The sequence below is a fragment of the Paenibacillus sp. 1781tsa1 genome (genome assembly GCF_024159265.1).
Lineage (GTDB): Bacteria > Bacillota > Bacilli > Paenibacillales > Paenibacillaceae > Paenibacillus.
On the sequence record NZ_JAMYWY010000001.1, the window covers coordinates 6,517,977 to 6,539,766 of the forward strand.

Below are 21,790 nucleotides of genomic sequence, written 5' to 3' on the forward strand. Positions count from 1 at the left end.
TTTAATTCAGAATGGGATCGCCAACTTCACGACCAAAGACTCATGAGGTAAAAGAAAGATTAGAGCCATTCTGCTTATTGAATTGAGCGGTTTATTGCTCTGTTATTATTCCTGACCCATATCGCTCCTGCCGAAAGGCCGCGCAATGTTCCACCCATCTTCGAGCTGCTGCCGGGTAAGAGCCCAGATGAACGTGCGTATACCCGGCCACGATGTTGCCTGAGGCATATCCCTCTTGCTTCAGGCCACGTAACCCCTTGGTCTCATACGCATAAGGGATCGTTTCTTCATCACGATAGGTCATCGTGGAATAATGAAATTCATGACCTCGAAGTACTTCACCCTTTTTCAGCAAAAAGGAATCCTGAATGCTACTGGCTTCACGGTATCCGAGCGCAGCCCGCTTCTTCTGCATCTGCACCTGTGCAGGAATAATCCCCGCCATGTGGAAGGTGACACCCTCACGGTCGGTTAACGTTTCCCCGAGCACCATGTAACCGCCACACTCGGCAAATAAGGGCATGTTACATTGTGCAGCCTGTCGAAGTCCTTCCAAGAACCCTTGGTTACCGGCAATCTCCGCTGCAAATTCCTCAGGAAATCCACCACCCAAATAGATGCCATCGACATCCGTTGGAATATCTTCACCAGCGAGTGGACTGAAGTATTGTAATCGAGCCCCGGCTGCTTCGAGCAATTCCAGATTATCGGGATAATAGAAATTAAATGCCGCATCGCGCGCAACGGCAATAACAGGCTGTACCGCATATGATACATGTCGATTATTAACATAGGTCACTGAATCGGAATGTGAATCGTAATTTGAGCCTGATTCAGCATGATCTGAGTTCGTGTGGACAGTGGTTGAAGAGCTCATTTCTTCTGCATTTAGCGGCGGGGCACTTGCTGCCAGATCCAGCAGAAGATCCAGATCAGTGCCTTCCATCAGCACATCGGCAGCACGTTGGAATAACGGTTCCAACTCACCGCGCTCAATAGCAGGCACCAGTCCCAGATGTCTCTCCGGGATGGACATGTCTTCGTCCCGCTTCAGCCAGCCAACCACCGGAATGCCGCATATCTGCTCAATGGCTTTTTTCACAATGGTATAATGCCCCGCACTTCCACACCGGTTGACGATCACTCCGGCAATATTTAATTCAGGCTCCAACTGTTGAAAACCCAGTACAATCGCGGCCGCACTGCGAGCCATGCTGCGTACGTCCACAACCAGGATCACAGGGGTCTGCGTGACCAGAGCAATCTCTGCAGTTGAGCCTGTATTGCTGAGCGGATCTTTGCCATCGTAGAGGCCCATAACGCCCTCTATAATGGAGATATCATGTCCTGCTGATGCCTTCTCGAACGTATCTCTCACATACTCAGGCGATGTCATCCATGCATCCAGATTACGTGACGGTCTGCCCGTAACGGCGGTATGGTATGTCGGATCAATATAGTCCGGGCCACATTTGAACCCTTGTACGCTCAAACCACGCTGGGCAAGTGCTCTCATCAGCCCCAAAGTTACTGTCGTTTTCCCTGCACCACTTCCGGTGCCTGCGATGATCAGTCGGGGTCTGGCGTTACGATTTGCAATGCTCATTGTCATCTCCACCTTTACGTCTTTTCTTCTATATAACAAAAGCTTCTGATCGAAGAACTATCAAGGATGAACCATTCGTGTGTTAGTTGTTGCTTTTCTTGCGATTATCGAATCCTTTAGCTCCGCTGAAAACGTATAAATTCTATAATCTAAACAAAACCGCATCATATAGCGATGCGGTCAAGATTAATACACATTCTTTATTCATGAAATGAATGTTTACAAAATAACGGAGAGGACAGAAAAGACCTGAAGAAGCGGAGCTTTCTGAAAGAAAGCTACTTCGTAAGCATCATCTCGCCTAAAAGCTTTCTGAAAGAAAGCTACATCGGAAGCATACGCTTATCACCGGATTTTACCCTTTGAAAAGGGAATCAAAAAAATCCGGGGATAACAGCGATTGGAAGGGTATTCTGTCATCGCAGTGCTATTGTGTAAAGTAGCTTCACTTCATGCATACTCTACTCAAATAAAACACGTGCTACAGAGATCGTCAGATTGCCGCTCTTTTTCTTCTCCAGCAGCCAATGATCCGCTCCGGAGGAGAGCAACGCCGCAGGTTCACTTACGCCATATGCTCCCGTATATTGGAACACTGTCTCAGAAGGATTCGCAAGCTTCACTGTATTCAGTTCCGCAGGGGTGTAGGTCACGAGTTCCCAGCCGTATTTGGCGCAGAGGGCCAACAGGCCTTCTTCATCTTTTTTCAGATCAATTGTGGCAATGTTGCGCACGCTCTTCACGGAAAGAGATAACTCCTCCAGAGTGGTGAGGACTTCCTGCTCCAATTCCTCTACAGATGTGCCGCGATTACAGCCCATGCCGAGCACGAGGCTTTTCGGACGATACAATACACCATTGGTGAGAAAACGTTCCTCTTCTTCTGCCGAAAGCAGGCGGTCGCTGACGACCAGCGCAGCATTGAACGGGAAGGATTCCGTTTCCTCCAGGCTGTTGAAGACACGGATATGATCCGGCACGGGTTTGTTATATCTCCACCAGTTTCTCTCCCCCGTCTCCTGAATGAGGGCGACAGGTTCTTCGTTTACAACAGCCGCACTGACAGGTGTCGCCTTGTCGAAGCTGTCTACGATCCAGCCCAACTCCCGGCCAAACATGTCCACCGGAATGGTGCCTTGCACGTCTGAAGCTGTCGTGATGACAGCACGTGCGCCCAGTACTTCCGCGACCTGACGTGTTAACTCATTTGCACCGCCGAGATGACCCGACAGCACGCTGATGACATTTTCGCCGCGGTCATCAATGACCAGTACGGCAGGATCGACTTTTTTGTCCACCAGGATCGGAGCGATCATCCGCACAACTGCACCCAGTGAGATAAACAGAATGATGCCATTATATCGCTTGAACAAGTCAGGTAAAATCAGCTTCACCGAGCCTTCAAACAGCTCATAACCCAACTGCTCTTCATCTCCACGAGCAAACTTGCTCATATAATACACGTCTGTACCCTGGAACTGTCCTGCCAGATTACGCACCATCTCCACACCATGCTTCGTGATGGCAACGGCTGCAAACGGATTACTCACCGGACTTCACTCCCTTGCGATAGCCATGGGTGAAGGTTTTATCATAGAGCTTGGAACGGTGGGCATCCCGATTCACAAGGTCAGGATCGAGCGCCCAGCCCGCCAGAATCATCGCATGCATTGTAATGCCTGCCGCACGCAGATCCGCTGCCAGATTGGCAAGCGTGGTCCGTACAATTTTCTGATCAGGCCATGTTGCCCGCTGCACGACTGCCACAGGTGTATCTTCGCTCCAGCCTGCGGCGAGGAATTCAACCACGACTTTTTTCACCAAAGTTGCACTCAGGAAGAGCGCCACCGTACAGTGATGGGATGCCAGATCACGCAGTTTCTCCCGTTCAGGCACTGGGGTACGGCCTTCTGCACGTGTCAGAATAACGGTCTGCGTCAGTTCTGGTACGGTAAGTTCAGCCCCCAATGCAGCTGCTGAAGCAAAGACCGAACTCACACCCGGAATGATCTCATATTCCACGCCTTGCTGTTTCAGCAGGACCATTTGTTCCAGAATCGCGCCGTACATCGCCGGATCACCCGTATGCACACGGGCCACACTTCTACCCGCACGAGTCGCTTCACACATCAGCTCGACCTGACGTTCCAGATCCATGCCAGAGCTTTGCAGCACTTCTGCTTCGGGCTTCGCGGTTGCAATCAGTTCATCGTTCACGAGGGAATCCGTATACAGCACCAGATCTGCACTTCTCAAAATGTTGGAACCTTTCACCGTGATCAATTCCGGATCGCCCGGGCCCGCACCTACAATGTAGACTTTCGCTTCCAATGTCTTCATTTGCTCACCACCATCAGGCTTAGATATTCCAGCTCCTGCCCTTTCAGTTCACGGGCATCGCGCCAGACCAGTTCATATGGAGAAGTGACCTTGGTGACAACCGAAGCTTTGCCGCCGAGTCCCATCTCGTCCAGCAATTCAAGCATCGGGTCAAGCACCTTCGCCACTTTGATAAATACAATCGTATCGTGATGTTCAATTGCCTGTCGCATCGCTTCTTTATCTGCCGTAGCCGGGATAATGCCTACCTGCTCATCTCCATCTGCCAGATGTATATCCAGCGCTGCCGCTGCACCCAATACGGATGAGATGCCCGGGATCGAACTAATCGGCACTTCAGGATGCAGCTCTCGCATTAAACGTGCCAAATGAATAAATGTGCTGTACAGGTTCGGGTCTCCCTCGGTTACAAAGGCAACATCTTTGCCTTCCTTGAGTGCACCCCAGCACGCTTCAACGGTCTTGCCCCATTCGCGTTCAAGAACAACCGGGTCCTTGGTCATCGGGAAGATCAGGCCAAGCATCTCTTTTTCTTCCGGGTTCACATACAGTTCCACAATCTCATGGGCGTATGATTTGCCACCTTTACGTTTCTTCGGATAAGCGACCACGGGACATTCCCGGATCATCCGGTACGCTTTCACGGTAATCAGTTCCGGGTCTCCCGGCCCGACACCCACGCCATACAGCGTACCTACTGTTTTAGCGCTCAACGACACATCTGTATCTGTAATTTCCCCTGTCGTACTTCCTGTTGTTGTGCTGATGCTATTCTCCCCCTTGTTCGTTCATTGAAAAATCACTCTGCTCCGTCTGCGGATTCCGCTTCTTCGGTTACTGTGTGCTGTCCTGTGATCACGTAAATCGGATTCAATCCGTCAAAACGGGTCATGTTCAGGATCGGCTTGCTGCGCGCCGTCTGAAGTAACGTCACAGAGGCGATCAGGCCCGATTCGCGCATGGCCTTCATGCTGTCATGCAGCGTCTCGATGGTCGCTGCATTCACCACAATGCGTCCCTCCGGGCGTAGCCGGGACGCACACAAAGCGATCAGTTGGGCGAGTTCGCCGCCGCTGCCGCCAATGAACACCGCATCCGGATTCGGCAGTTCGTCCAGCCCTGCTGGTGCTTTGGCATGAAGGACGGTGAAGTCTGTCCGGAATTTGATCCGGTTGGCCTCGATATTCACGAGGTCACCTTCGTTCTTTTCGATGGCGAAGACCTGGCCCCGCGGCGCCAGCCGCGTGCACTCCACCGCCACCGAGCCTGAACCTGCGCCGATATCCCACACGATGCTGTCCTCGCCAAGTTTCAGCTCAGACAAGCTGAACGCGCGGACTTCACGCTTGGTGATGAGGCCTTTTTCGGGTTTGCGCTGATGGAATTCCTCATCTGCAAACCCGAAGCCTTTGCGCGGCGCAGGTGCATCCTTGCGGCGCAGCAAAATCACGACGTTCAGCGGGCTGCATTCTGCTGCCGCCAGCTCGTTGAGGGTATAATGGCGGGCGCGTTCGTCTGCCCCACCCAGGTTCTCTGCAACGTAGGCATCATACTCGGTCATGCCGAACTGTTGCAGATAAGCCCCGATCGCAGCGGGGCTGTTGTGCTCGTCCGTGAGCAGCGCAACTTTGGCTTTGCCATCGATGCGCTGTGCGAGGCCCTTGAGCGGGCGTCCGTGCACACTTTCGAGCACGGCATCGTGCCAGCTCTCGCCAAGCTGGGCAAATGCCAGCTGCAGCGAACTGAGATTAGGCCGGATCTCCAGTTGATCCGGGCCGATTTTGCGCGCTAAATACCCGGCGATGCCGTAGAACAGCGGGTCACCCGAGGCAAGCACAACGACGTTGTGTGTGGCCTGTAACGCTTTTATTTTCACAACGAGATCGCTTAAACCGCTCTTAATCGCTAACTTCTCACCTGCAAATGTCGGGAAATATTGTAGCTGGCGCTCTCCGCCAACGAGTAGATCTGCTTCCTGAATGAGATTCAGGCTATCCGTTGTTAATCCTGGCGCGCCTTCTTCACCTACGCCGATAATGCGGATTTTACGATTCTTTGCTCCAGTTGCTGTCTTCGAGTTCACTGATTTCCGCCCTCCCCAGTTCCATTCCTTTCATCGTTACCAATACCACTTCTACCGTCACGCCGCCTCCAGCATGTTCCAAACAGTGCCGACAGGCGTATGTACATAACTTTTCAAAATAGGGCAAGTACCCGGCTTCGGTCATCATATCTGCCACCTGAGTCGCCGTGTTGGCTTCCTCGATCGCTTGCGCCAGTTCATCCCCGGCTCCGGTCTCGCGGGCCACGGACGCAAGAAATCCAAAATCCACCGGCGCACTCTTGGAATGCACCATCATGACGCCTTGGGCCACTTTGGCAAATTTGCCCGGCATCCCAACCAGAGTGATGTGTTTCATGCCCAACCGTTTACCGTGTTTGATCGCAAAGCCAACAAAGTCCCCCATCTGGATAAAAGCTTCCTCCGGCAGTTCGGGCATCATCTTCATGGCGTATTTCTCACTGCTGCCACCCGTTGTCAGCACAATATGTTCACATCCGGATGCCTGCGCAACTGAGATGGCCTGCACCACACTGGCTCTGTAAGCAGAGGTAGAGAACGGAACGACCACGCCGCGTGTACCTAAAATGGAGATGCCGCCCAGAATACCGAGACGGGAGTTCAGTGTCTTCTTCGCCATCTCTTCGCCGTCCGGCACGCTGATCACGACCCGCACGCCTCTGGCTGTGCCGTGTTCGGCGAGCACCTGAGTGACGGCTTCGGTAATCATGCGGCGCGGAACGGGATTGATTGCCGCTTCGCCTACAGGCACGGGCAGTCCAGGCTTCGTGACTCGGCCTACGCCGATGCCCCCATCCAGCTCCATGCCCGGCTCGTCCCGCCAGGACACATGTGCGATGATCTTCGCCCGATGTGTGGCGTCCGGGTCATCCCCGGCGTCTTTGATGGTGGCACAGGTCGCTACGCCATCGGTCAATTCCTGCTCGATCAGTTCGAACGAGTGGTCAAAGCCCGCAGGCAACGAAACCACGGCCTGTGCCGGAATAACACCTGTTAACAGGAGCTGCGTTGCTCCCTTGGCTACCGCTGTGGCGCAGGCTCCTGTGGTGAAACCGGAACGCATTGGTTTGTCGGGGTCTGGTGTATTGCCGCCTATCATGGGTTTTGAACCTCCCGTCCTTTAATTAGCTAGATGGCATTACGCTGCGTGCGGGGTGGTGGCTTTGGCGCTTGGGTGACCGCTACGGGTACGGATCGTTCTTATGATCGCTGTTGTCTCCAGATTTCGTTGATTCCCTTTTCCAAAAGGGAGAAATCCGGAGACAAAGGCGACCGCTCCGCTTCTTCAGAATCGATTCCGTCCCCTTCGCTGCTACCTGCTTCTGCATCCACCTGGCACAGTGCATAATGCCACCTCTTGGGCTAAACAATGCCCTGAGGTTTATTTGGGTAACTGATCATTCCATGCCAATAGGACTTGGCATGGAATGTAGTTACGCGGTTTTGTGCTTGTACGTCCGCTACTCGTTTTTGCTAGTAGGTGATACTTGTGGATTGATTACCTTATGACGGTGAACCGTGCTTACCCGTGCGATCCCTTTCAGTCATGCGATTAGAGTGGATGCATTTAGATGACATCTACATTTTTAACGAATCGAGGGGAGGCTATTTGGGCCATATTCCACAAACGAAAATTGTAACGAATCGTAGTGACGTTATTTCATTAAAAAGACGTTGTTTTCACCACTTTTTGGCGTATTTCAACGGAATAGCGTTACTCAGATTCGTTAAAATATGAAAAGGATGATAATCCGCAATATAAGGCCTATGGGATTCGTTAAAGTTAATTAGCGCTTTCCAATAACCTGCGGGCGTTTACTTATTACAACTACGCCTTAACAGCCATCAGGGAGATGGCATTCAGGGCGGCTACGACGATGGTGCTTCCGCCTTTGCGGCCGATATTGGTGATAAACGGGATGTCGAGTTTGCGCAGCTCATCTTTGGATTCTGCTGCGGATACGAATCCAACCGGCATACCAATGATCAGGCCCGGTTTGGCTTCGCCTTCTTTGACCAGACGGATCAGTTCCAGTAGTGCTGTTGGTGCATTACCAATGGCATAGATTCCGCCTTCGTACAATTGGTTCGCTTTACGCGTCGAGATGATGGCCCGAGTGGTGTTCAAACGTTTGGCTTCTTCCATCACATCGGGATCGGAAATATGTACATGCACATCTCCGCCAAAACCGCGAATGCGATCCTTGCTTACGCCAGCCTGAATCATCTGTACGTCAGCGATGACGGATTGGCCGGCGCGAAGCGCTGCAATCCCTGCTTGAATGGCATCTGGGTGGAACACCATGCTCCGACCCAGTTCGAAGTCAGCCGAGGCGTGAATGACACGCTGTACCACTGGATATTGCTCATCCGTGAAAGGGTGCTCACCCAGTTCCTCCGTGATCATCTCAAAGCTTTTCCCCTCAATCTCCTGTGGTTGTACAGTCAACGGTTTAAATTCCGTTTTGAAATCCATGTGTATTTCACTCCTTCTACTAGTGGTGTCATTCAAAAATTCATTATTCAAATTAAGACTATTGGGGTGCTCTACTGCACCAATACACGCTTCAACTCATCAAGCACACCTTCAAAATGGTCAAACACCGTTCCAAATTCAGCCTCGGGGCGTGAAATCAACACAACATGAATGCCCAGCTCCAGTGCAGATTGGATTTTCTCATCCACCGCTCCGGTCTTGCCGCTCTCCTTGGTAACCATTACCGTCGTCGCATAGTGCTTGTACAAGGCTTCATTCATTTCACGGGAAAAAGGTCCCTGCATCGCAATAATATTGCGCTGTTCCACACCAAGTTCACCGCATTTCTCCATATTATCGAGACGTGGAAGCATGCGGGCAACGAGACGAATGTCCGGATCACCGAGCAGGTGCTTGGTGAAAATCTGTAATGTTTTGCTACCTGTCGTCAGCATGACCGAGCCCTTCAGTTCTTTGGCCTTAAGTGCCGCTTCATCGTAAGAAGACACGACATGCAGCAACGCATGATCATCGTACGCGAGACCCGTTCGCTCGTAACGAATGTATGGAATGCCCGCCTGTTTAGCTGCTTCCATCGCATTGGCATGTGCTTCTTCGGCAAACGGATGACTTGCATCCACGATGGCACGGCTACCTTTTTCACGCACAAGTTCCACCATCGCTTCCACAGTCAAACGGCCTGTCCGAACAGGTAATCCGGCCTCTGTCAGGCTATGGGCAGCACTGTCGGTTACAACAGAAGTCAGCACGTCTGCACCTTGCTGCTGGATCTGTAGAGCCAGTTCCCTGGCATCACTTGTACCACACAACATGAAGATCATGGACAATTCACCTGCTCCGAAGTTGCTGCAACCTGTGACTGATCGGTAGAAACATCTCCTTGTGCCGTTTCTGCCTCGTCATGAGGGCTGTTTCGATTACCTTCTTGCTCGTGATGTGTATGATGCAACTCTTCATCGTGATCATGATGATAATCGAGTGGCACTTGACGATCGACGGCAGTATGCGTGTGATCATGATCGTGGGCATGCTTATGCTGGTCATCGTGTGCATGTACGTGATGATGGTCATGCTCGTCATGTTGATGCGAGTGATCATGGTCTGAATGATCATGGTCGTGGGCATGGTGATGTTCATGATGGTGGTCGTGACTGTGCTCATGTCCATGATCGTGATGATGGTCGTGGTCGTGATCGTGGTCATGGTCGTGGTCATGCCCATGGTCGTGATCATGATGGTGGTGATGGTGTTTGGCTGCTTCCAGTCTGAATTGGCAGTTATCACAGTTGGCTGTTACACGTCCGTATAACCCCTCATGGGCCCGTTCTAGTACCAGTTCAACCAGCTTCGGGTGGAAACCAAAATATCCACCAACCTCGACCTGAATGTCTGGATGTGCGGCTGCAAATTCTGCGGTCATTTCATCAATACGCTTGATCAGTACACCTGTGAACAAGAAATAAGGCATGATGATGATTTTCTTCGCGCCCAGCAATAGACAACGCTCCAATCCATCCGGGAAAGAGGGCTGAGTCACGCCAATAAAGCTGCTTTCCGTCCACTTGTACGGCAGTTTCTCCCATAACATCCGGGTCATTTTGAAAAAGTCACTGTTAGCATCCGGGTCACTGCTTCCCCGTCCAAGCACCAGTACGGCGGTCTCTTCATCCGTCACCGGAGCAGGTGGAGCCGCTACCGCTGTACCGCCTTGGGATGCGACAAGTACAGGTTGTGCTTCTTGCAGACGGGTCTGCATGATTTGAACAACTTTCTCATGAACACCGATGGGGCGACCATATACGAATTCCACCTGCGGATAACGTGCCTTGGCGCGGTCAATGGCGTTAGGAATATCAATCTTGGCATGACCGGCAGCAAACAGAATGATTGGCACCAACACAACACGTGTTGCACCTCGGTCCACACAAGCGGTAACACCATCAGCAATACTTGGTCTCGTTAATTCCAGAAAACAGGTCTCCACCAACGTATTCTCGGGTGCCTTCGCTGCTACCTCATGTGCAAACTCCTTCAGTTCCCGGTTCCCCTCGGGATCACGACTCCCGTGTCCCACCAACAATATTGCATCCATCTTTTGTTATCCTCCCCCGTCTGAACCGCAGATCAGACTTTTCATATTCATTCGGCATTCCAGTTCATCCGGCTAAAACTACGTCAACCAGTCATTCCATCCATTCACTGCATTAATCGTAAAAATCAATTCATCTATGTCAGCTGAAATCCAGCGAATATTGCAAAATATTAGATAGGTCCTGACAGGCTACACCATCACGTCTCCACGAAAGAAGCCATGCAGGCAAGGACTTAATTAATACTTACTCAAGGCTTAGTTAGGTATTTAGCAAGGAATTGAGTATGGAATTAGTCACCACATATCGGGTTTACTTCCACAGTGACCGGTGCATCCACATGGCGGAAGCCCTGAATTACGCCAACTCGTTTGAAGAATTTATGGAATCGCTCATTCGGATGACCTTTTTCCTTGTAATCGGCTACAATGCGTTCCACAATACCACCAATCTGGTCACCAGGAATTCCCTCCGCTACAGGCTGAGCAGGATGCGCATTGCGGCCGAATTTCTTGCCGCCGAGGAACAGGTCATATGCACCTTTGCGATACACGATGCCGATATCCTCCAGCACTGCCCCGTAACATGCCATACCGCACCCATTCAGCGCCACACTTGTTTCTTTGGGTGCACCCAGTCCGCCAATCACGGCCTGTAAATGGTTAGCCATCGGGACAGCATCGTCCTTCTCCATGTTGCAGAAGTCACAAGCCTTCACCTTGATGACATCACCAATCGGTACAACGATAAAATTCGCTGCACGCAGCTCTTCAACCAGCGAGTCCGGTTCAAATGTCGGCACTCTCAGAATAATCTGGTGCTCCGGCGTGTACTCCAGTTCGCCGTCTTCACTTGCACACTGGGCCAGCAGCGCCATCTGGGCTGCGGTAAATTTTTTGTTGCCCACGCCGGGCGACACGCCGACTTCAAACAGCGGCGCCTTACGCCCAGGCTCGGGCACGTTGCGTACCGCCGTTGCGGTCGCAGCCTGCGGTGCACTTGCCTCTCGGCTCGGCGCAGCTGCGTCCAGCCAGCGGCTCGCCGATTCGCCCGCGAGCGCGCCACCTGCCGCGAGCCGTGTCAGCGCCTCGGCGGCAAGCGCAGCTGCGCCGGCGCGTGGCGCTTCTGCGACTTGGCCCGGCGCGGCAACTGCCGCAACGGGCGCAGGTCGCTCGCCAGCAAGCACGGCGGTGCCAGCGCTGCTCGCCGGGCTTGCCGCAGGCGTAGCGGCAGCAGCCCCTGCGCCAGCGGGCGGCTGCCCTTGCGGAGCCGTGCCCGCTCCGGCGCTTGCGCCGCGCAGGGCTGGCTCCGCCTGTGGCTGCGCGGCTGATGCTACGCTGGCCGCGCTCTCACCCGCTGCCTCGCCGGAGGCGGCAGCGCGGGCTTCCATTGCGCCGAGCGACCATGGCTCGGCTTCCGTGCGTAGTCGCTCATGGGGTCTGAGCGACTGTTCCGCGGTGTTCAGCGTATATTTCCGCTGATACCCGCGCGGGGTGACCATGAGTCCTTCGTACATCATGGTCGAAGAGTTGCCGATAATCACGGTCGTCAGCATGCCGATATCATGATTCAGCATATCCTCGAGTGTGGTCATGACAACGTCCTGACGCTCACGGTATGCACTTTTCACTAGACCTACCGGGGTCTGTGGGTCACGATAACGAAGGATCATTTCCTGTGTCTCCACGATCTGGCGTGTGCGCCGTCCACTGCGTGGATTGTACAGGGCAATGACAAAATCAGCGGACGCTGCGGCTTCGACCCGGCGAATAATGGTCTCCCACGGCGTGAGGTGATCACTAAGGCTGATCGTACATGCATCATGCATGACGGGGGCACCAAGCAGTGATGCGCAAGACTGAATGGCCGACACGCCCGGAATAACTTCGACGGCAACACCCGTATCCGGCTTCCAGCCTTGCTCCATCAGCACCTCGTATACCAGACCCGCCATCCCATATACGCCTGCGTCACCACTGGAAATTACGGCAACAATTTTGCCCATCTCCGCCTGTCTGACCGCTTCTTGTGCACGGCTTACTTCCTCCGTCATACCTGTGCGTACAATTGCTTGCCCGTTTAACAGAGGTCGAATCAGATCCACATAGGTGTTGTATCCGATAATAACCTCGCTCTCCTGAAGTGCTTCGAGTGCCCGCTTCGTGATATGTTCCATTGCTCCCGGACCGAACCCGATAATCAGCAGCTTGCCTTGATCATGCATTGCTTTTCCTCCTCCATCACACTTGTCGAACTGATCTAAACAGTGAAGAAGGACGGCTATGCCGACCTTCTCCCCCACTGTACTGCATGTCCAACTCGTCAGCTCTGTTTACTCAGACTATCAAACAAGGCTCTTACATCACTTGTTGTGATCCAACTAATCTATTCCTCTACCTGCAATTTCCCTACATCGGGTAGGTATCGCAAGGATGTACATTTATCTATAAAAACAAAAAAATCCCATCCTTGTAACGGATGGGATACGCATGTACGTACACTCAAGAACATAGTCCAGACTCCCTGAGAGTAGTCCTGTGACTATGTGGCCCAAGGGGGGCCAGCCAGGCGAACCGCTTGTTCGCCCATTTCCTGATTCTTCGTACACCACTCCTTTCCGCGAAGGGTTAGGTGACACATGCAAGGTAGGTCTCCTGGCTTTGGATCATCAGCTTCCTTTTCTGTCTTCCCCGGCTTTCCGAGTGACTTGGATCAAAAAGGGCTTCACCATTACAGTGGCGGGACCGCTCGGGACTTTCACCCGATTCCCTGTTACCTCTTGCTGCACGCAAGAGCACCTTGCTTGTTTTCATTCAATATTGTTTTCATAATAACACCGCGCAGGAAATAATGTCCATGCTTATGATACTTGTCCGTTCTTCTATTTTCAGACAAACCAAAAAAAAGTCCTGATCCAAAAAAACGGATCAGAACCTGATGTAACATACATATAAGATTCGTTTTAAACCATGCATCTACCGAATGATTAAATACATCCATAGTCATTGATAACTAGGATTGCAGGCCACTACTCTTGGCCGCACGCCCCGCCGCAAAGTAACGTCCGAGCTCAACGATGAGTGCGCCCATCTTCTCTTCCTCCGGAATGACCAGCGCCTCAATGCCTTCTTCACGCATCGAGTTTGCTGTAACTCTACCTACAGATGCAGGAATTACGCCTTGTCTGAAGGCGTCAAGCATCGGCTCAAGCTTGTCCTGGGAGGCCGCGTATTGCGTCAGGAATCTGACCTGGGGTCCACTTGTGAACGCAACGGCATCTACCTCGAACTTTAGAATTTCATTCAACAACTGTTCCAGCTCTGCCTCTTCCGGCGGTACATGGCGGTAAGGGAGCACTTGTCTGACGATTGCACCTTGTTCTTCCAACCATGCAACGAGTTTGGGAGCTGTCTCCCCATGAAGCTGCAATATGACCTTTTTCCCTGCGAGATCATGTGGGGCGAATTCTCGAATGAGCCCGTCCGTGCTACCATCATCATCTCGTACCAGCGGTGTTAACTTGCGCTTTTTGAGCGCATTCACCGTCTTGTATCCCCTCGCTGCAATGGAGGATTCCGATAATACATCCAACAATTGTCCTGCGACTTCCATATCCTCAGCCATTTCAAACAATGCATCCAATCCCATACCCGTCGTTAACACCGCCCAGTCTGGCGGGTCTGAGATCCAGGATACCAACCCATCCCTGATACTCCGATCATCCAGGAATACCGTACCTTGTGCAGGTCGCACAAGCGGGATTCCCCCCATTTTTTCAACCAGTATGGACATTTCTTTCGATTTTCGCGGTCCAGTCAATGCTACACGTACACCTGCCAAATGTTGAGCCATTCATGTTCCCCCCGTTAGTTCAGCCGAATGTTCATCAGTCTGACTACAGTATACAGGGTACTTCTGTGAAGGGAAACTGTGCTTCCCCTCTTTTTGCCCATTTCATCTATAACGATTTTTGATGGAATATATCAGGAAGGCTGGAGTTCTCCACCATGAGAATCCTGCCTTTTTTTATCTCCATTCTTCTCCGAATCAGAGGAGCCTTGCCCCTGTTCATGCTTCTCTTTCTTGGACTGGTCTCCCGATCTCTGTTGGGTAGATTCTTTTTTATCCTTTTTGCGAGGACGAAGGAAAAGAAACAACACAATCGGGAACAGCACTTCAAAAACAATGGCAATCCAAGTCCATTCCCGGGTAAAACGATAAAGCTGAATAGCGTTTCTGAAAAACCAGAATGCACAAACAAAGCCTAACAGTGCCACCGGACCAGTCATGACCTTTCCGGAAACGTTCGGAATCATTCGCTTCAGTCCCCAACAGACAAAGTACAGATCAAATGCAATTTTGGTAATCATGGCAGGCAAGGTTGCCGCTGCCAGCGCCAGGTCAAACCGATCCAGGAAATCACTAATTTGCAGCTGCCTTGCAAGTTCATACGAAGGGTATACTAGTCTGGAGGCAATGGGCACACCAATCGACGTGATGGTTTCCACAATAATCAACATCATTAGCAATCCCGAGATAATGATGCCCCATAATACAGGCTTGAAGCGAAAATCACTGCCCTTGACGACAAAAGGCAAGGCAATCATCTCGCCATAAAAAGAAAATATGTACCAACTCCCTTTGCCTACACCTGCCGTATCGACATGAAAATAAGGCATCAGATTGTCCATATTGATCTGCTGGATAAGCATGAAAGGCACAATGATAGAGTTCAACAGGAACAGGGTAACATAGAGTTCCGACATTCCGATCAACGAACCAAGCCCACCCCGGACGATAAATACCGCCATAATCATGAGGGACAATACCACAATGGATATCGGCGTTGTCTCCAGCAAGGTTATACTTACATAATCGCCAATTAATCGGATATCTCTTGAGAATATGAAGAAAAAAAACAAAATGTACATTACACCTGCGAGCCTTCCCATAAAGGGGAACCGATCGGCAAGGGCCTCAAATAGATCCTGATTCGGAAATCTCCGCTGGATTCGGCTTACCATCCACATGGATATAATCATCACGAGAACAACTGGCACATAAGAGAGATAAGCGTGCTGCTCCGCATAATATATGGCCTGTGCATGGGGTTGAATCAACGTGCCCGTCATACTGAGCAGCATCACGAGCAGTGCAATCTGTCGAGAAGTCACACTTTGATTCATACCATACCTCCTTTCTATCATTTAATTGGTACTCCGTCCCTTTGCTAGTCCGTATCTATGGAAGCGGTAAGAATCGCTGGATGACATGGCTGATCCATACCGATACAAAAAAAGTTTTACTTAAATGGGTTACATAGAGCCAAAGGCCTGTTCCTAATGCAATCAGACCGTAGGATAACCAGCGATTAATGACTGCCGCCTGCTTCAGATGTCGGAAATCCATCACAATGACAATGATGACCATGCCCAGATAGGTGAACAAAAGTGGTTTAATCATGTACGATATCCTCCTCAACGACACCGATCGGTTTATTGATTACCCCTACATTTTCAATAATGACGTGGGGAATAACGTTTACCTCAACATCAGGATAGATATCATCCCATCGATCTTTCATTTTGTCCCACTCTTTAGGCAATTGTTGATGGATCGACCGGCCAATCCCGAGAATATCGGCATGATATTTTTGCTGTATTAACCGAACTCCTTCAACGATATCCTCTTTTATTTTTTTGTGGATCGCGTCATTTAATTTCAAAATCTCTTTTTCACGCAGATCACCGTAATTCGATTCGTTATCTACCACCACGCCTTTGGCGTACAATTGAATGGTCACAGAAACCTTGTCATTCTTGACAATGGGGTGCAGTGAAGAATTGTTCTCATTCAGCTTGATGAATATATCTCCTTCTCCGCGTGGAGCTTTGACCATAACTTCGGGCGCATTGGCTTCCCCCATAGCGAGAATCAAGGCATCGGCGGGAGCCTTGTCAATCATGCCAACCAGCTTGTCTTTCTTGAACACGGCCAATCCATCCAGCTTGATGTTTGTTTTAGCGTCCTTCCAATTTTTTGGAACATTTTCCACTTTTGAAGCAACAGGCAGGAATGGATCTACCCCATCACTAAGGATGGAATCGGTGAACGTTTTAAGGGAACGTGGATTACGCATATTTAGAAAGCACAACTCTCTCACCATCTCAGATGGAAACTTCTCTATAGGTGCATCTGTATCCATGACTTCATACGCTGCACCTTTCGTAACGATCGGTAATGCAGAGAATCGGTTGAGCGGGTACCGTGTAAACAAATCGAGCATCGGAGCCACGCCATCCCGGGCAAGTTCCTCTCCAATAAGCAGGGTACGACGGTGCGCATAATAGATCTTTCGTGAGAGTGCTTTTTGGCCTTCAAGTGTTGTCCCCCTCAGTGTCTTCGCGGTGTTGGACAACATGAACCACGATTTGTCCCCGCTTGTACCCCCGCCACCTCCCGAACTTCCGGTAGAACCGGATTGACCGGGAAGTGCAATCTGGAGGCTGGATCTGTAGTTGTCCCCTTCCTTATCAACAGCTATGCCAATCACAAAGGCAATATCATTAATTTCCTTACGATCCCAGCATCCTGATATGAAAAGGGTACACAGCAATAACATCAACACAGCGCGGAATTTACGAATATGAAACATGTGTTCACCATCCTTCCTCAGCTTCAGGCGAACCATTGATCTTGCCTTTCATCCGTTTCTGGTTATCCTGAACCGTAGAAGGACGATTGATCATTTTCCACCACGGCACACGAATAAGAATATCCTTGGTGTCTGTCTTACTATAAGGGCTAAGACCTGACAGATAAGGTACACCAAACGAAGTCATCTGTGTCAGATGCACCGAGATCAGGACCAAGCCAATGACAATGCCATACAGTCCGAGCATACCCGCCAATAACATGATCGGAAATCGCAATAGACGCACAGTAATCGCAAAGTTAAACCGCGGAATTGTAAAGGAAGCTATACCTGTCATGGATACGATAATAACCATCGGTGCAGACACAATTCCTGCCTGAACTGCGGCCTGCCCGATCACAAGTGCGCCGAGAATACTGACCGCTTGACCCACTGTTTTGGGTAACCTGACCCCGGCTTCCCGAAGGGCTTCGAACGACAGCTCCATGATGAGGGCTTCCACCAGAGCCGGAAAAGGGATAGCTTCCCGTGCACCGGCAATACTCAGAATTAGCGTGGTAGGTAACATATCCTGATGAAATGTTGTGATTGAGATATACAATGCTGGTAGAAATAGAGCAATGGCTACGAATAAAAAGCGAATCCAGCGTACCAGATTACTGATGAAGAATCGTTCATAATAATCCTCACTAGCCTGAAGCATCTGCCACATCGTGACTGGCGCAATTAACGCAAAGGGAGTGCCGTCTACCAAAATGGCAAATCGCCCTTCCAACAGGTTGCCTGCTACTGTATCCGGGCGCTCCGAATAGTGCATCTGCGGGAATGGAGAATACGGGTGGTCTTCAATCAGTTCCTCAATGTAACCCGTCTCCAGAATGCCATCGATCTTTATTTTTTCCAGACGTTTCTTCACGTCCCGTATCAACTTCGGATCAGCAATATCGTCCAGATAGGTCAGAACGATGTCGGTCTTGGTCTCGGTGCCTAGTGTCATACTCACCATCTTAAGAGAGGGAGTTTTCAGCTTGAACCGCAGTAAAGCCGTATTCACACGGAGTGTTTCGGTAAATCCCTCACGCGGTCCCCGAATGACGGATTCTGTCTGCGGTTCCTCCACACCACGTCTGACGCCGCCTTTGACATTGAACATCCAGGCTTCGCGACTTCCATCGACAACCAAAAGGGCAGAGGATGCCAGCACCCCTTCTGTCGCAGCAGCCCAAGTATCCACTCGCTTCACCTGTGTCAGCTCAACACGTGTATCATCCAGTGGAACATCTGGTTCATCTGTACGCTGCTGCACCAGCCCTCGAATAATTGGGCGCAGCATATGCTCCTGGATGTCAGCCGAGTTAACAATGCCTTCAATATAGACCAGAAGCCCTTTCATTTCCGGGGTAATCATGACGTTGCGAAAAACCACATCCGAGCATTCGGAGAAGATCTCCTTTACCGCTTGAACCTGAGTTTCATGTACTGCACTAATCGGCTGCCGTAGAAAAGGCGGGGATGGCAGTCCCAAAGGGATATGTTTTTTCTCTTCTGAAGCTCGCCCCGGTTGTTGGGACTTGTCTTTCCCAGATGTTTTGTCCGCCATATGCCGCCCCTCCGTTCTTGTTTTTTATACAAGGTAGCTTGTGCCAGACAGCTGGGAATTATGTGGTCTTTTTTGCAAAATTACGATTAAATTCGCTGAGTTCAGACAGCAAAAAGGCCTCTGTATTGAACAGAGACCTTCCTGACACCCAACGCATGAATTGTTTACTTCACTTTAGTTGATGCTTGCGTCCACTTCTTTAATCATTTCTTGAATGGATTCCAACCCACCACCAGACAAGTACCAGTAATTCGGATCGAGATAAACAATATGTCCTTCTTTATATGCTGTTGTATTTTTCACCAAATCGTTCTCGATCACTTGTTTCGCGGGAGATGCCTCACCGTTACCTGCAACCACTGCACTGCGATCCACTACAAAGAGGTAATCCGGATTCTGCTCCATGACATATTCAAACGAAACGCTCTGCCCATGTGTGGATACTTCAATATTCGGATCTGACGGAGTAAAACCAAATACGTCATGAATAACACCAAAACGGGAACCCGCACCATAAGCGCTCAGTTTGCCTTCGTTCGTCAGGACGATTAGCGCATTTTTACCTGCTGTCGTTACTTTGTCATGTAGTGCCTTAACAGATGTTTCGATCGAGGCAATGGCTTCTTCTGCTTCTTTTTCTCTACCAAAGATGTCCCCGAGGGTCTTTACGTTACTGGTCAGGGAATTCATATAATCTGCCGTATCTACCGCCATATATATCGTTGGTGCAATCTCACTCAGTTCTTCATACGAATCCTGGAGTCGTCCCGAGATAATGATTAGATCTGGTTTCATCGCGTTGACTTTCTCAAAATCAGCCTCTTTCAGACCACCAACATTGGTGTACTTTGCATCATTATACTTGTCCAGATAAGGAGGTACGCCTTCCTGCGGAACACCTGCAACTTCTACGCCCAGCTGATCCAATGAATCCAATACACCGTAGTCAAAGACAACGACCTTCTCTGGATTTTTCTTTACTTTTGTTTCACCCAGTTTATGTTTGATAACCACTTCTTCACTTGCTTGATCTGCTGGTGCAGCAGCTTCTGATCCTGTGCCACTGCTTGCTCCTGTATGATCTGCCGCCTTATTCCCACCACAAGCTGCCAGGAGAACCGACAACACCACTAATAACGTAAACACCCAACTCTTTTTCATGAATAGACACCTCTCACTCTCTATATTTGACTACCTTTTCACTTACGCAAAATACACACAAATCTTACGTCCATCAATCCATTGCACAGGGATGTGCATGTCATAGACGCTCTGCAATACACCCGTATCGATGATGTCTTCCGTCTTGCCTTCTTTCACTACGCGTCCATCCTTGAGTGCAACAATATAGTCGGAGTAACAGGAGGCAAAATTGATGTCGTGAATGACAATGACAATCGTTTTGCCGAGTTCATCCACCATTCTTCGCAGCACCTTCATAATCTGAACAGAATGTTTCATATCCAGGTTATTCAAAGGCTCATCGAGCAAAATATACTCGGTGTTCTGGGCAATCACCATGGCGATATATGCCCGCTGCCGCTGTCCTCCACTCAATTCATCCAGATACTTCTTGCGGAATGGGGCCAGTTCCATATAGTCGATGGCCTCCTGAATCCACTGTTGATCCTCAGGTGTGAGCCTTCCTTGTGAATACGGGAACCTTCCAAAAGCCACAAGATCCTCCACAGTCAACCGAATGTTGATGTGATTGGATTGTTTGAGGACTGATATTTTGCGCGACAAGTCCTTGTTCTTCCAGTCTCCAATCTCGCGCCCTTCAATCAGGACTTGTCCTGTATCCTTGCTGATTAGCCTGGTAATCATGGACAACAAGGTGCTTTTCCCAGCTCCATTTGGTCCAATAAATGATGTAATCTTTCCTTTGGCAATATTCAGTGATACGTCATCCACTACTCGGACGCCGCCGTATTGTTTTGTAACATTTCTGACTTCTACCACGACTTATTCTCCTTTAGCAGTAAATAGATGAAGTACACGCCGCCTATAAAGTTAATAATGACACTTACTGTAGTCGCAAATGTAAACACCCGTTCTACAATGAGTTGTCCACCAACCAATGCAACTACTGCGATCAGGACCGAACCCCAGATCAGTACTTTATGCCGATGTGTCCGGAACACCTGATGCGCGAGATTCACGACTAGCAATCCCAAAAACATAATTGGACCCACCAGCGCTGTGGAGATCGAAACCAGAACCATCACCACCAGCAGCAGCCTCTTCACAATGTAATCGTAATCGACCCCGAGATTCACTGCGTGATCTTTGCCGAGGGACAATACGTCGAGATATTTGGTAAACTTCTGCGCGTACAGCAGGATCACAATAATCGCAGCGATTGAGATGATCAGCAGATCCGTATTCACATTGTTAAAGCTCGCAAACATCTTGCCCTGCAACACAAGGAACTCATTCGGGTCGATCAGTACCTCCATGAAGGAAGACATGCTCTGGAACAGCGTACCCAGAATAAGACCCACCAGCAGCAACAGATAAATATTACGCCCCTGTTCCCTGCGGAACATGAACTGATGTAATAGTAGAGCAAACAACGTCATGAGCAGGACAGATATTGCAAAATTAAGGTTTTTGTTCACAAAACTGATATGTGTGCTTCCAAACACAAACACGGCAAACGTCTGAAACAGCATATATAAGGAATCGAGGCCCATGATGCCAGGTGTCAGAATGCGATTGTTGGTTATCGTTTGGAAAATAGCTGTAGAGTACGCGATGCAGGCACCTGTCAATACAATGGCGAGAATCTTTTTCCCTCTTCGAGGCAATATGTAGTCCCAGTTCCCTCCGGATTGAATGACCAGAAATACGCCAATCAGCAGCACCGCCGCTGCAATGAACAAGATCAACTTCCATGTGTTCGCCGTATATTTCATT

Annotated in this window: 18 protein-coding genes and 1 riboswitch; all 18 genes read right to left on the reverse strand. The window is 50.1% G+C overall.

Annotated elements, in window-relative coordinates:
- Positions 1 to 91: 91 nt before the first annotated feature.
- Positions 92 to 1,606, reverse strand: a complete 1,515-nt coding sequence (locus tag NKT06_RS29155; protein WP_253441476.1) for a cobyrinic acid a,c-diamide synthase CobB — start codon at positions 1,604 to 1,606, stop codon at positions 92 to 94.
- Positions 1,607 to 2,067: 461 nt separating this feature from the next.
- Positions 2,068 to 3,156, reverse strand: a complete 1,089-nt coding sequence (locus NKT06_RS29160) for a cobalt-precorrin 5A hydrolase (RefSeq protein WP_253441478.1) — start codon at positions 3,154 to 3,156, stop codon at positions 2,068 to 2,070.
- The gene (gene cobM / locus NKT06_RS29165; RefSeq protein WP_253441480.1) at positions 3,149 to 3,946 is read right to left on the reverse strand and encodes a precorrin-4 C(11)-methyltransferase; all 798 of its coding nucleotides are present in this window, start codon (positions 3,944 to 3,946) and stop codon (positions 3,149 to 3,151) included. The genes NKT06_RS29160 and cobM overlap by 8 nt, the downstream gene beginning before the upstream one ends.
- Entirely contained in the window at positions 3,943 to 4,659 is a 717-nt protein-coding gene (cobI, locus tag NKT06_RS29170; protein ID WP_253441481.1) for a precorrin-2 C(20)-methyltransferase, read from the reverse strand. Before cobI ends, cobM begins: the two co-directional genes overlap by 4 nt.
- Positions 4,660 to 4,745: 86 nt before the next feature.
- The gene (cbiE, locus tag NKT06_RS29175; protein WP_253441483.1) at positions 4,746 to 6,029 is read right to left on the reverse strand and encodes a precorrin-6y C5,15-methyltransferase (decarboxylating) subunit CbiE; all 1,284 of its coding nucleotides are present in this window, start codon (positions 6,027 to 6,029) and stop codon (positions 4,746 to 4,748) included.
- Positions 5,992 to 7,128 (reverse strand): cobalt-precorrin-5B (C(1))-methyltransferase, encoded by a 1,137-nt coding sequence (locus tag NKT06_RS29180; RefSeq protein ID WP_253441485.1) that lies wholly within the window; start codon positions 7,126 to 7,128, stop codon positions 5,992 to 5,994. Before NKT06_RS29180 ends, cbiE begins: the two co-directional genes overlap by 38 nt.
- 729 nt (positions 7,129 to 7,857) lie before the next feature.
- Positions 7,858 to 8,505 (reverse strand): precorrin-8X methylmutase, encoded by a 648-nt coding sequence (locus tag NKT06_RS29185; protein WP_062836865.1) that lies wholly within the window; start codon positions 8,503 to 8,505, stop codon positions 7,858 to 7,860.
- Between the two features lie 71 nt (positions 8,506 to 8,576).
- Positions 8,577 to 9,347 carry a precorrin-6A reductase gene (gene cobK, locus NKT06_RS29190; RefSeq protein ID WP_253441487.1) on the reverse strand — a complete coding sequence of 257 codons (771 nt, stop codon included), beginning with the start codon at positions 9,345 to 9,347 and terminating at the stop codon, positions 8,577 to 8,579.
- Positions 9,344 to 10,618, reverse strand: a complete 1,275-nt coding sequence (locus NKT06_RS29195) for a sirohydrochlorin chelatase (protein ID WP_253441489.1) — start codon at positions 10,616 to 10,618, stop codon at positions 9,344 to 9,346. Before NKT06_RS29195 ends, cobK begins: the two co-directional genes overlap by 4 nt.
- Before the next feature lie 290 nt (positions 10,619 to 10,908).
- On the reverse strand, positions 10,909 to 12,840 hold the full coding sequence (cobJ, locus tag NKT06_RS29200; RefSeq protein WP_253441491.1) for a precorrin-3B C(17)-methyltransferase: 1,932 nt from the start codon (positions 12,838 to 12,840) through the stop codon (positions 10,909 to 10,911).
- Positions 12,841 to 13,243: 403 nt separating this feature from the next.
- Positions 13,244 to 13,433: riboswitch (cobalamin riboswitch) on the reverse strand.
- A 195-nt stretch (positions 13,434 to 13,628) separates the two neighbouring features.
- Complete coding sequence (locus NKT06_RS29205; protein WP_253441493.1) at positions 13,629 to 14,468, reverse strand: uroporphyrinogen-III synthase; 840 nt, start codon at positions 14,466 to 14,468, stop codon at positions 13,629 to 13,631.
- A gap of 131 nt (positions 14,469 to 14,599) precedes the next feature.
- Positions 14,600 to 15,802: a GerAB/ArcD/ProY family transporter gene (locus NKT06_RS29210; RefSeq protein WP_253441494.1), complete on the reverse strand. Its 1,203-nt coding sequence runs from the start codon at positions 15,800 to 15,802 to the stop codon at positions 14,600 to 14,602.
- A 55-nt stretch (positions 15,803 to 15,857) separates the two neighbouring features.
- Positions 15,858 to 16,079, reverse strand: coding sequence for a hypothetical protein (locus NKT06_RS29215; protein ID WP_253441496.1), 222 nt, complete (start codon positions 16,077 to 16,079; stop codon positions 15,858 to 15,860).
- Positions 16,072 to 17,271, reverse strand: a complete 1,200-nt coding sequence (locus NKT06_RS29220; protein ID WP_253441498.1) for a Ger(x)C family spore germination protein — start codon at positions 17,269 to 17,271, stop codon at positions 16,072 to 16,074. Before NKT06_RS29220 ends, NKT06_RS29215 begins: the two co-directional genes overlap by 8 nt.
- 4 nt (positions 17,272 to 17,275) lie before the next feature.
- Positions 17,276 to 18,871, reverse strand: coding sequence for a spore germination protein (locus NKT06_RS29225; protein WP_253441500.1), 1,596 nt, complete (start codon positions 18,869 to 18,871; stop codon positions 17,276 to 17,278).
- A 174-nt stretch (positions 18,872 to 19,045) separates the two neighbouring features.
- Entirely contained in the window at positions 19,046 to 20,032 is a 987-nt protein-coding gene (locus tag NKT06_RS29230; protein ID WP_253441502.1) for a siderophore ABC transporter substrate-binding protein, read from the reverse strand.
- 42 nt (positions 20,033 to 20,074) lie between these two features.
- Positions 20,075 to 20,833 (reverse strand): iron ABC transporter ATP-binding protein, encoded by a 759-nt coding sequence (locus NKT06_RS29235; protein WP_253441504.1) that lies wholly within the window; start codon positions 20,831 to 20,833, stop codon positions 20,075 to 20,077.
- Positions 20,827 to 21,789, reverse strand: coding sequence for an iron chelate uptake ABC transporter family permease subunit (locus NKT06_RS29240; protein WP_253442878.1), 963 nt, complete (start codon positions 21,787 to 21,789; stop codon positions 20,827 to 20,829). The genes NKT06_RS29235 and NKT06_RS29240 overlap by 7 nt, the downstream gene beginning before the upstream one ends.
- Between the last annotated feature and the right edge of the window lies 1 nt (position 21,790).